At 71.3% G+C, this 12,129-nt stretch carries 9 protein-coding genes; 5 read left to right on the forward strand and 4 right to left on the reverse strand.

Annotation, left to right across the window (positions count from 1 at the left end; genetic code table 11):
- Positions 1 to 7: 7 nt before the first annotated feature.
- The 4 genes from OEB96_RS14780 to OEB96_RS14795 all read right to left on the reverse strand — a co-directional run bounded on the left by OEB96_RS14780 (position 8) and on the right by OEB96_RS14795 (position 4,329).
- A complete protein-coding gene (locus OEB96_RS14780) occupies positions 8 to 784 on the reverse strand; it encodes a Crp/Fnr family transcriptional regulator (protein ID WP_266216421.1) in 777 nt (258 codons plus the stop codon).
- A gap of 258 nt (positions 785 to 1,042) precedes the next feature.
- Positions 1,043 to 1,807, reverse strand: coding sequence for a dienelactone hydrolase family protein (locus OEB96_RS14785; RefSeq protein ID WP_266216423.1), 765 nt, complete (start codon positions 1,805 to 1,807; stop codon positions 1,043 to 1,045).
- Between the two features lie 103 nt (positions 1,808 to 1,910).
- Positions 1,911 to 2,363 carry an FHA domain-containing protein gene (locus tag OEB96_RS14790; protein ID WP_266216425.1) on the reverse strand — a complete coding sequence of 151 codons (453 nt, stop codon included), beginning with the start codon at positions 2,361 to 2,363 and terminating at the stop codon, positions 1,911 to 1,913.
- A 52-nt stretch (positions 2,364 to 2,415) separates the two neighbouring features.
- Positions 2,416 to 4,329, reverse strand: a complete 1,914-nt coding sequence (locus tag OEB96_RS14795; protein WP_266216426.1) for a ComEC/Rec2 family competence protein — start codon at positions 4,327 to 4,329, stop codon at positions 2,416 to 2,418.
- A 189-nt stretch (positions 4,330 to 4,518) separates the two neighbouring features.
- Between OEB96_RS14795 and OEB96_RS14800 the strand changes: the two genes are divergently transcribed.
- The 5 genes from OEB96_RS14800 (at position 4,519) to OEB96_RS14820 (ending at position 12,030) form a co-directional block, all read left to right on the forward strand.
- Complete coding sequence (locus OEB96_RS14800; protein WP_266216428.1) at positions 4,519 to 6,210, forward strand: MXAN_5187 family protein; 1,692 nt, start codon at positions 4,519 to 4,521, stop codon at positions 6,208 to 6,210.
- The gene (gene def / locus OEB96_RS14805) at positions 6,207 to 6,782 is read left to right on the forward strand and encodes a peptide deformylase (protein WP_266216430.1); all 576 of its coding nucleotides are present in this window, start codon (positions 6,207 to 6,209) and stop codon (positions 6,780 to 6,782) included. Before OEB96_RS14800 ends, def begins: the two co-directional genes overlap by 4 nt.
- On the forward strand, positions 6,783 to 7,505 hold the full coding sequence (locus OEB96_RS14810) for a transglutaminase-like domain-containing protein (protein ID WP_266216432.1): 723 nt from the start codon (positions 6,783 to 6,785) through the stop codon (positions 7,503 to 7,505).
- Positions 7,506 to 7,785: 280 nt separating this feature from the next.
- On the forward strand, positions 7,786 to 9,747 hold the full coding sequence (locus OEB96_RS14815) for a serine/threonine-protein kinase (protein ID WP_266216434.1): 1,962 nt from the start codon (positions 7,786 to 7,788) through the stop codon (positions 9,745 to 9,747).
- 9 nt (positions 9,748 to 9,756) lie between these two features.
- Positions 9,757 to 12,030, forward strand: coding sequence for a type VI secretion system Vgr family protein (locus OEB96_RS14820; RefSeq protein ID WP_266216436.1), 2,274 nt, complete (start codon positions 9,757 to 9,759; stop codon positions 12,028 to 12,030).
- Positions 12,031 to 12,129 lie beyond the last annotated feature (99 nt).

The following is a 12,129-nucleotide window of genomic DNA, read 5'->3' on the forward strand; positions in this document are numbered from 1 at the left end:
GGCTCGGCTACGGCCCTCCTCCGACGGGACCCGACGCCCCTTCCGACGCCGCCGCCGATGCCGGCTCGGACGAAACCCCCGGTCCGTCGTGGAGGGCCCGTCCGATCAGCCTCGACAGCGCAGCCTCGTCCACCTCGTAGATGGACCGGCGCTTGACCGCCACGCAGCCCATGCGCTGGAGCGTCGCCATCGCGACCCGCACGGTGCGAGGATCGTAGCCCGCGAGCCGCCCGAGCTCCCGCTGACCGATCTCCACCTCGTTGCGAAAGGCGTGGCACTGCGAGAGACGCCGCAGATGGACCGCCACGTGAGCGATGGCGGGGCGCTTGCGACGGTAGAGGATCTGCAGATCGTTGAGATGGTGGACCAGGTGCAGCGCATCACGCAGGAAGATCCGCAGCAGCTTGCTCGAGCCGAACAGCTGGCTCACGGCGGGAGCGTCGACCCTCCATACCGCCACCACGGGAGCGCGCCCCTTCTCGGTGACCCGAGCGCGAACGTCGGAGGCATGGGGCTCGCCCCACAGCGCCGAGTGTCCCAGCACCTGCCCATAGCCCACCGTGTCGACGGTGACGCCGAAGCGCACGATGTCGAATGCACCATCGAGGATGCACGCAAAGGTACCGAGCTCTCCACGAGCCCATAGACGCTCACCCGCCTCGAACGAGAGCAATCGGGCAGAACGTGCCAGTGCCACCTGCTCGTGCACATCGAGCTGGCCCAGCGGCGTGAGCCGCAGATCGTGACAGACCTCTGCCGGCTTCCTGAACACTCGCCTTGGCATCGGAGCACGAGCATAACACGTACGAGCATCACGACATCGGAAGGGTGTCGGCACGAGCAGGATCCGACGTCCTATTCATGTTCGAACCCGAGTCCTCGACATGCAGTCATCCGAACGTCGTTGGGAGGTATGTGTCGATGTGATGCGAGATTCATCGATCGAGCGAGTCGGATCTCGTCTCCGCTTGGTGCTCGCTCGAACCTCGGTTCCTCCAAGCATGCTGACGAACACGACCCGCAGCCATGGCCATGGCTGGTGCTACGACCGCGGTCTCGCTCCGCCCAGCCGCTGTCCGAAGTACTCCAGCACCGACCGCAGGGCCCGCTGCGTGGGGTGCCCCTGTTCGTCGACGAAGTGCCGGGTGAGCACCGAGTGGCCGCGCCCGGGGAGCGTGACGAGGCGAATGCGCTCCTGGTCGTCGTTGAAGGCGGCGCCGAGACCCTCGAACTTCTTGGCCGAGCAGATGAGATCACCCGCGAAGCGGAACGCGAGCATGGGACCCTTGGCGGTCAGCCCGTCGCGGGCGGCCGCGACCTCGGCCGGGCTCATGTGCAGGCCCTGGCGCGGCGGGGCCGGAAGCGAGGGCTGGGAGGCAACCGCCGCGAGCACGCTGTCGTCGGCCATGAGCGTGATGGCGAAATTGCCGGTCAGACACATGCCGATGACGCCCACGCCCGCGACCCCCTGGCGCTCGCGCACGTCCTGGCACAGCGCGCGCAGCCAGTCGACCACCGCGCTGCTCTCGTTCCTGGCGAACATGCGAAGCTCGCGGCGCATGCACAGCGCGCGGACGACGTTGCCCACCATCGAGACGCGCCCGAGCGGGCCGAACAGGTGGGGAAGCACCACGCGGTAGCCGGCGTCGACGAGGCGATCGGCCAGGCGCAGGGTCTGCGGGCCGATGCCCGGGAGTTCCTGCACGAGCACCACCGGCGGGCCGTCGCCGCGCTCGTACACGTCGTGGGTGACGCGGGTGCCGTCGCGAACGGGAGCGTCGAAGGTGCGCCGTGCGTAGCCGTGCATGGAGGCTCGCGAGCCCTGGAGGCCAGCTGGGCCTCGGCCATCGCATCGTACATCGGCTGGCACGCTCCCGCTGGGGCCGGCGCTCTGCGTTGCCCGCGACGGCTCACCCCTGCAGCCACATCAGCACCACCAGCACCCCGAACACCACCACCCCCAGCAGCGGCAGCACCAGCGAGACCGGCTCGGGCTCGGGCTCGGTCGGCAGCGGTCGATGACTGGTGGCGGTGGTCTCACCACCCATCGCCAGCGCGCGGGTCACCTGCGATGCGGGATGGCTGATCTGCAGCGTCAGCTCGCCCAGCGAGAAGCGGTCGTCGTGCACGAGCATCACCGGTGCCCCGATCCGCTGCCCGCCGACCCACACTCCGTTCTTGCTGCCGAGATCGTGGACCCGCACCCCGTCGGCGGTCACCTCGAGCTTCGCGTGTCGACGCGACACGTCCTCGTGATCGAGGCGCACGCCGCGGCCGATGCCGCGCCCCACCACGTGGACGCCGTAGGGCAGCGCATGCGTACGGCCGGCCCGCGGTCCATCGACCTCGACGAGCTGGGGCATCGATGAGGATGACATCACGGCTCCGCGATCGGGTCGGAGTCTGGATCGCATCCTAGCCCCCGTCCAGCCGGGAGGGGTCCACCTCGAACGAAGACGCCTGCCAGCGACCCCCCACGAAGCACCACCCTCGGCCCTCTTCGTCGACCAGCGCCATGCCGTGCCGCGTGGAGGCGCGCCGGCGGCAGTGCTCGAGCGCGTCGCGGGCCAGCGCTTCGGGAGGCGGCGCGGGACATCCTCGCGGCGCCTCGATCCCGCGGCCCTGGACCGCGAGCGTCTGCTGCAAGGCTCGCTCGTGGGGCGCGAGCTCGGCCCGCGGCACGAGACCGGCGGCCTCGAGCCCGAGCGCATCGAGCAGCCCTCGCCAGCGCTCGGGCGCCAGGCTCACCTCGTGCACGCAGGCGATCGCCCGGCCTCCGTCGCGCGTCACCGTGACCACCGCGGGCATGCGGGGGCTGCCCGCCACCCACCAGCGCGCCGCCGGGGCGACGACCTCCGGCGGCCACACCACCACCGCCACCACCGCGAGCGCCACCGGAGCCGGCGGCAGCCAGCCCCAGCGCGGATGGAGCCGGCCATGCCGGTCGCGACGGCCAACCACCACGCCCACCACGAGCGCCAGCCCGGCCGCGACCGCCACGCTCCACGGCGGCGGCGAGGGCCACTGGGCCACCACCCTCGCGAGCTCGAGGATCACCTCGGCCCCCCAGCTCGCCGGCGCCAAGGCGGTCGCGCCCAGCCACGGCACCGCCCACCAGCCCACGAGGCCCAGCGGCAGCACCCAGAGCGTGAACACGGGCACCGCCACCAGGTTGGAGACCACGCCCAGGATCCCCGCGTGACCGAAGTGCCACAGCGAGAGCGGCAGCACGGCCCACGTGACCCTCCACGTCTGCCGCACGATCCCCTCCCCCACCGGCGCCCGCACCAGCGTGGCCATGGCCGCCACCGAGAGCTGGAAGCCAGGGTCGAACGCCCACGCCGGACGCGCGACGAGCATGATCACGCAGGTGACCGCCAGCAGCACCGGACCGTGGTGCGGCCGGCCGATCAGCCCGCCGACGCCCACTCCCACCGCCATGATCCCCGCCCGGACCGCGGGCGGCGAAGCCCCGGTGAGCACCACGTAGGCCAACAGCGGCACCCACGACAGCACCACGCCGAGCCGGCCACCGCCCACGCGCGCGCCCACGCGCAGCGACAGCGCCAGCAAGGCCCAGGCCGCCAGCCCCACGTGAAGGCCGCTGACCGCAATGAGATGGCCCAACCCCGCGCGTCGCAGCGCGGTGCGATCCTCGGGGGACAGCGCGCTGCGAACCCCGAGCCCGGCCGCCACCACGAAGCTCGCCCCGGGCTCGGCGCGGGTCACCTCCCACGCTCGCTGTCGCTGCCGCGCCACCCACTCCCAGTACCCGGACCCAGGGGTCGAGCCCGCGGCCTCGCTCCGCCACACGCGATCGACCGTGGCCAGGCCCGTCGCGCCCTGAGATCGCGCCAGCGCACCGGGTGAGGGATCGCCCGGGAGTTCGGGGTCGGTGTGGAGGTGCACCCGGGCCGCACGCACCCGGATGCGCTGACCCGACCACAGCGGGCAGACCTCCGACGGTGCATCGAGCCACACCGCCACCCCGGCCGATCGGGCCAGCACTCGGCAGCGCGGGCCGGGATGGGACGCGCCCTCGATCGCCAGCTCGCGCAGCCCCGCCGCGGGGCCGCGCGGACCGAGCCATGCCTCGGAATCATCGTTCCCCAAGGCACCACGCCCCACCATGAGGAGCAGCACCGAGCCCACCAGCCCCCCGATGCCAACCGCGTGCCCCGGCCCGGGCCACGAACGGCCCATGCTGGGACCTGGTCCCAGCGCGCTGCACGCTCGCACGGCCGCCACCACGGCCAGCCCCACGGCCAACGCCAGGGCCAAGAGCCCCAGCTCCATGCCCGCGAACAGGTCGCCGACGGCCAGCGCCATCGCGCACGCGATCCAGAATCCAAGAACTCGCACACCCGATCCTCGGCCACGGACCGGTCGGCGTTGCATGCTTTCTTCGTCTCCGACGGTCCGGCCCTGCGGCACCCACCCGCCGCCGCCCAAACGAGCACCAAAACCAGCCGCACGGCATTTGCCGGTTCCATCGGCGTGCCACTAGACTGGTGCCCCGTGCCGCTGACCAGAGCTTGGGCCATCATCCTGGCGTTCCTCGCCACCGCGTGCCTCGCCGGCATGTTCCTGCTGTCCGGGAGCTCGGGCGGTGGGTTCACCGATGCCGACAAGGCGGCCGTGCGCGCCGTGACCGAGGCCGGCGTGGCTGCGCTCCAGGCCCAGCTCCAGGCGTCGCCGGTCCAGCAGGTGGGTAGCCTGCGCCAGGACTCGCGCCTCAAGGACGCACTCACCGCCGAGCGCGACCCCGACGATCCCGACGCCTACGAGGCCAACATCTACGATGCGCTGGCCGAGGTCGCCGAGGAGACCCGGGTGAGCACGAGTTCGAACATGACCGTCGCCCTCGTCGACGACAAGGGCACGGTGGTCGCCGCCAGCGGCATCGTGGAGAAGGAGCTTCCCGAGCTCATCGCCTCCGTTCCATTCCAGGAGGCACCCACCGACGCCGACGTGCTGTTCTCCATTGCCCTCGCCGACAAGCTCCACGTGGCCAAGGTGATCCGGCCCGATGCCGAGGGACGTCGCCTGCTCGCGGTCGAGTCGCTGGAGACCGGTGCGGGCTCGCTGCTGCGTCGCGTGCTGGGCACCGAGACCCCGGCCGCGCTGGTGCGCAAGGGCCAGATGCTCGGGGACATCATCGGCGACCAGCCGGTGAGCGAGGAGCTGATCAGGCTCGCCAAGGACCATCACTCCGAGGCCCCCGAGGTCGGCGCGAGCAAGGTGTTCACCGTGGGCGAGGGAATCGGTGCCCGCATCGGCTCGCTGGGGCGCATCCCTGGCCCCGCCGGCAAGGGCGACGACGGCGCCCTGTTGGTCGTGATCTCGGCCCGCACCGCGGCCGCCGGACAGCACGACCTCTCGCAGGCGCTGGCCCAGGCCCGCGAGCAAGGCGTGGAGCTGCCCCTGCCGCTGCTCATCGGGCTCTTGCTCGTCACGGTGGGCCTGGCGTTCTACCTGCCCGGGCTCGAGGGCCTCACCCCCATGCGACGGCTCAGTCGAGAGTTCACCGCCATCGCCCAGGGCACCCAGCACTCGATCTTCCACGATCGCTACGGCGGGACCGCCGGCGAGGTGGCCCGAGCGGCGGCCGCAGCCCACGAGGCGCTGCGCCAGGCGTACCTGGCCGAGCTCGAGATCGAGGAAGACGAGGACGGCGAAGAGTCCAGCGACATGCGTACCCGCCCCCGCACCTCGCGAGGTCGCCGGCTCACGCGATCCCATCGCAGCACGACCGAGGGCGGTCGCCCCGGCAGTCGCTCCAACCGCACGCTGAACAGCCCGGAGCGAGAACCAGAGCCAGAGCCAGAAGAGGCGGAACCCGAGGAGTCGGAGCCCGACGAGCTCGAGGCCGAGCCAGAGCCGATCCGCGCGCCCGAGCCCACGCGGTCCCGAACCCCGTCTCGTCCGGCGCCCCCGGTCGGCACGCCTGGACCCGCGTCGACCCCCGCGGCCCCCGCCGCCGCCGATCCTCGCGAGGCCTACTACCGCAGCGTCTACGACCAGTTCGTGCGGGTCAAGACCCAGTGCGGCGAGCCCACCGACAAGCTCACGTTCGAGAAGTTCGCGCAGAAGCTGGCCAAGAACACCTCGGACCTCAAGAAGAAGAAGCCCGACATCGACGACGTACAGTTCACGGTCTACGTCAAGGATGGCAAGGCCGCGCTCAAGGCCAAGGTCGTCAAGGCATGACGCTGCTCAAGATCGCCTCGATCGGGGCACCGGTGCTGCGCCAGCGCGCACGCGAGGTCTCACCGCAGGAGCTCGCCAGCCCCGAGCTCCAGACGTTCGTCGACGACCTGGTGGAGACCATGCACGACGCCTCCGGCGCGGGCTTGGCCGCCATCCAGGTCCATCGAGCCATTCGGATCGTGGCCATCCACGTCCAGGACAACCCGCGCTACCCCTACAAGCCCAACATCCCGCTGACGATCCTGGTCAACCCCGTGCTCACGCCGCTGTCGGAGGAACGCTTCGACAACTACGAGGGCTGCCTGTCCGTGCCCGACCTGCGCGGCGTGGTCTCGCGCTGGGCCGAGCTACGGGTGCAGGCGCTCGATCGTCACGGTGCCCCCATCGACACCGTGGTGCGAGGCATCACCGCGGGTACCTATCAGCACGAGGTCGATCATCTCGATGGCGTGCTGTTCGTCGACCGGGTCACCGACCCCACCACCTTGACCACCTGGAAGGAATTCGCGCGGCACCACGAGGCCGGCTTCCGCGAGCGGGTCGAAGCGGTGGTGAAGCGCTGGGGGTCGTAGGTGGACGCGGCCCCTCTGCCCTTCGGGCCCTGGTGGGAGGTCTTCCGACGCCTGGTCGGCATCGAGACCGATGACGTGCCGGTGCTCCCGGCCGCCACGGCGCTCTCCGAGATCCTACAAGGCGGTCATACCTGGACCGGAGCCGACGCCGAGCTACGGCGGCTCGAGAACGCCGCCCACCTGGCGCTGGCGAGCGCGAGCGACGACCCGACCGAGCGGGCCATCACCGTCGCCGCCGTGCTGCGCGAGGAGGGCTTCGTCGGCGACGACGAGCACTACGAGGATCCCCGCAACAGCTACCTCGATCGAGTGCTCGAGCGTCGCCGCGGTCTGCCCATCACGCTGTCGATGCTCACGGTGCACCTCGGGCGGCACGCCGGGGTGCCGCTTCGTGGCATCGGGTTCCCCGGGCACTTCCTGGTGGGCCTGGGGCTCGACGGGACCGACCCGCTGGTGCTCGACCCGTTCCGCGGCGGTCGGCGCCTCGAGGACCAGGATCTCGACGCGCTGCTGCAGCGAGCCACCGGACGCCGATCCCGCCCCTTGCGCTGGCGTGACCACTTGCGCCCCGTCAGCGGTCGCGAGGTCGTGGTCCGCATGCTTCGCAACCTGACGATGCACCTGCAGCGCGCGGGGCGACCGAGTCATGCGGGGGTGGCCCAGCTCCTGCTGCGGATGGCGGCCACCCCAGAGGCCCGCGTGGCCCACCGGGCGCGTGATTGAGCCCACCCAAGGTTGAGCCTCGCGCACCGGACCGCCCCATTGCGGTCCGGCGCGCGAGGCGACGAGGAAGCCCAATGCCGGTCTGGCCTCGGACGGGACGGGAGCAAGGAAGCCGATCCATGAGGAGGCTCACCGACTGGAAAGCGAGTGCTCGCCTCCATTTTGGTTTTAAAGGATGCTCGTAGGGGATGACCCTGGTCCGCGCTCCCGCCCGAACGCCGTTGGGCTCGCCCCACGCCGCGTGGCCCGCCGAGGCCGCGATGCCCGACCGGAGATAGGCGTGCGCAAGGGCAAGGTCGTCGGCGGTCGCCATCGGGTGGAGGAGCAGCTCGGCGTGGGCTCGCTGGGCCACGTCTACGCGGGCAAGCACACCTCGCTGGAGCAGCAAGTCGCGATCAAGGTCGTGCTCGAGGAGATCGTGATCTCGAACGGTGGGCGGCGCGGCCTGCTCGAGCGCCTCAAGGCCGCGGCCCGGATCCACCACCGCAACCTCGTCGACGTCATCGACGTGGGGGAGGTGGGCGACACAGTCTACATCGTCACCGAGCGGATGCCGGGCCCCACCCTGCTCGACCTGGTGAAGGAGGAGGGACGCCTGCGGTGGTCCCGGGTGCGGGCGGTGGCCCTGCAGATCGTCGGGGCGCTCAAGGCCGCGCACAAGCGCGGCGTGCTCCACCGCGGGCTGAACACGGCCAACTGCTTCGTGCTCGACGATCCGGACGACCCCGGCCAGCCGCTGATCAAGCTCTCCGACCTCGGCCTGGGTCATCCCGTTGGCGGCAAGTCCGACGTCGAGCAGGAGCACACGTCCCCCATCATCGCCAACGCCTCGTTCGCGGCGCCGGAGCTGGGCGAGGGCAAGGTCCCCTCGATCCAGAGCGACCTCTATGCCCTCGGCGTGGTCCTCTACCAGCTCCTCACCGGCGCGCTGCCCTTCGAAGGTGCGACCCCCTTCTTGGTGCTCGCGGCGCACGCGGAGCGACCGGTCCCTCCGCCACGCGACAAGGCGCCCTCGATCCCTGCCGCGGTCGAGGCCATCGTCCTGCGCGCGCTGGCCAAGGATCCCCGCCAGCGCTTCGAGTCGGCAAGGGAGCTCGAGCTCGCGCTCTGGGACGTCCCAGCCGACGCCGAAGTCGAAGAGGAACCCGAGGACGACGACGCCGAGGACGACGAGCCCACCTGCTCCCGTCCCGCCCACACCGACCCGGGGCCGTCCGCGCCCTTGGTGGCCGAGGCCACGGGAGCCCGAGGGACCCGGCCGGCCGCAGCCTCCGCGCGCGACGAGGCGATGCACGCCGCATTCGAGGCGCAGCAGCTCAGCCCGGGCGAGCCACCCCCCAGCGCGGGGTTCGATGCGCGCTCGATGGCGCCCTACCTCGGCCCGGCCGCACGCCACCTCGTCCAGCCGCCCATGCGGGCGACCGCGTCGCCGCGTCCCTTCTCGCCCGCGCCACCCGCCGCGGCTCCCTTCGCGCCCGTAGCGGCTCCCTTCGTCGCGCCCGCGGCTCCCATCGCGCCCGCGGCTCCCATCGCGCCCGCGGCTCCCGTCGCGCCATCACTACCCCTCTACGAGCCGAGCGGACCAACCCAGCCGTTCGCGTCCCCCGCCGCTCCACGACCCCTCTACGAGTCGAGCGGATCGACCCAGCCGCTCGCCGCCCCGGCCGAGCCCGCACGCCCCCTCGGACGGCTGGGCGTGACGTCGATGCCGTCCTCCTCACCGAGCGACCCGGAGCTCGATCTCGAGGAGACCCAGCGCCAGCCGAGGCTCGCGCTGCCCGATCACGAAGCCGCGTTCGCACCTCCCGAGCCAAGCGTCCTCCCGCCCCCCGAGGACACGGTCGTGCTCGCGCCCGCGCCCGACTCCACCACACCACCGCCCGAGGCCACGGTCGTGCTCCCCGATCCCACGTTCGGACCCGTGGTCGACGAGCGAGTCATGGCCACCATCGTGGCCCCTGCCCCTCCGATCGTGCCCACGCGTTCGGGTCGCACCGTTCCGTTTCGCGCCCCCGAGCCGCGCATCGTGCTCCCGCCGCCCGCCACTCGAGTCCCCACGAGCGCGTTCGCGCCCCCACCACCCGCGAGCGCGCGATCGAGCGTGCCCCTCGTCATCATCGGGGTCTCGATCGCGATCGCGGCCACGCTGATCGCCGTGGCCTCGACGTGTTCCGCTCGCGGGGCACCGGTATCCTTGGCCGCCCCGTCGGGAGCGTCGCCCCTCCATCCACCCGTGCCCTGAACCACGCCCATGGCCAACGACGAACGCGATCCCAACCAGGACCGAAACCAGCTCGAGGTGCGCCCGCTCGCCGAGCCGCCGCCCGAGCAAGCACGGGACGCCGATGACGAGCGGGCGGGAGCCACGAGCCCCGGACGCTCCCCCTCGTCGCGCGGCGCTCGGCGCTCGGCATCGGATGCATCGGCCACCGACGCGCTCGCCGCTGCCGCCAGCCGCGTCTTTGGCGAGCCGCTCGAGACGGTGAGCTACCAGCTGCGGGTCCACGACGGTCCCGACCCGGGCTGGCACGTGAGGCGCGTGCACCTTCGAGAGGCCATCTCCGAGCCCTATGCGCTCATGGTGGACCTCATCACCGACGACGTCGACCTCGAGACCGACGAGCTGCTCGGGGCCGATGTCGAGCTCGAGCTCACCCGCAACACCTTTGCACGTCGCGTCCCCGGCATCGTCGAGCGCGTCGACTTCCTCGACGTGGCGTCCGATCGCCTCGAGGTGCGGCTGCACGTGGTGCCCGCCTTCAGGCTGCTCGAGCACCACGTGGACACCCGCATCTTCCAGGACAAGAGCGTGCCCGACATCCTCGCCGAGGTGCTCGAGCCTGCGCTCGCGCAGTACGGCCGCAAGCTCGACCGCTCCAAGCTCGGCGGCACGTACCTCGTGCGCGACTACTGCGTGCAGTACGGCGAGTCCGACCTCGCGTTCGCCAACCGGCTGATGGAGGAGGAGGGCATCGCCTACCTGTTCGAGCCCGAGGGCGGCGACGACGGCGACGGCGGGGCCGAGGTGCTGGTGCTGCTCGATCAGAACCCCGACGAGGCCAACGCCGACTACCCGGAGATGGAGGGCGACATCCTCGATCAGATCCCGATCATCACCGATCGCCCCGAGACCGCCGACTGCGAGTCGCTGCGCTACCTCGAGTGGTTTCGACCCGAGCGCCCCACCAAGCTCAGCACGCGGCGCTACAACTGGAAGCGCCCCGATCCCAAGAAGCCGCCGGTCGCCGAGCAGCAGCGCGAGGCCAAGCGCCAGCGCGTGCGCGAGATCTATGCCCCCGATCCACGGCGGCGCATCGTCGACTACCAGGGACGCGACAGCTACCGCGGCACGCGACCCGAGGACGACGAGGAGCCGCTGACCCTGCATCGCTTCGAGATCCTAACCCGCGATCTGGCGTGGGGCACGGGCGCGTCCAACGTCACCTGCCTGCGGGCGGGCGGGGTGTTCGAGATCGCCGAGCACCCGCACGACGGCGTGTCGTACCAGCGCCTGCTCGTCACGCGGGCGATCCACGTGGGCGACTGCCCCGACCGTGAGATGGGCGCCACCTCCGACGGCATCCGCTACGAGAACAAGTTCGAGTGCATCCCCGCCGCCACCCCGTTCCGTGCGCGGGAGCTGACGCCCAAGCCCCGCATCCACGGTCCCCAGACCGCGCTGGTCACCGGACCCGCCGGCGAGGAGATCCACACCGACGTCCACGGACGCATCAAGGTCTCGTTCCACTGGGATCGCATCCAGCCCCAAGACGACGGCTCCTCGTGCTGGGTACGCGTCGCCCAGATGTGGGCGGGCCCCGGCTGGGGCACGTGGTTCCTGCCGCGCATCGGCATGGAGGTGGTGGTGGAGTTCCTCGACGGCAACCCCGACCGCCCGCTGGTCACCGGCTGCGTCTACAACGGCCGCAACCAAACCCCCTATCCGCTGCCCGAGGACAAGACCAAGAGCACGCTCAAGAGCAACAGCAGCGTGGGCGGCGACGGCTTCAACGAGCTGCGGTTCGAAGACGCCAAGGGCAAGGAGGAGATCTTCATCCACGCCCAGCGCGATCAGAACGAGCGCGTGCTCAGCAATCGCACCCGCCTGGTCAAGGGCAACGAGTGGATCACCATCGAGGGCAACACGATGGTCAAGATCGACGGCCACCCGGTCCACGGCGAGGCGCAGGGCATCGTGCAGGGGCGCGAGACCAAGATCGACGGCCACGAGATCCTCGAGACCACCCACACGGTGCACGTGCGCGCCCCCGAGCGCATCGTGCTCGAGGTGCCGGGCAGCTCGATCGTGCTCGAGCCCGGCTCCATTACCCTGACCGCGGGGGACGGGGCCTCGATCCGCCTCGATCAGGACATCCTGGCCATGTCCAAGGAGCGCTCCACCATGGAGCTCTCCAAGGGCATCGTGATCGACACGGCCGCCTCGATGGAGCTGCAGGGCGGGGACGTGACCGTGATCGGCGAGACCGAGGTCGTGGTCCGCGGCGGCGTGATCCGGCTGAACTGACCCGTACCCAGACCCACGAGCACACGAGAGGAGCACGATCCATGTCAGGGGCAGGACGAAAGGGCGACATCTCCCGCTGCGCCGCCGATGTGCACGGTG

Origin of the sequence: Paraliomyxa miuraensis (genome assembly GCF_026337845.1) — a bacterium.
Lineage (GTDB): Bacteria > Myxococcota_A > Polyangia > Nannocystales > Nannocystaceae > Paraliomyxa > Paraliomyxa miuraensis.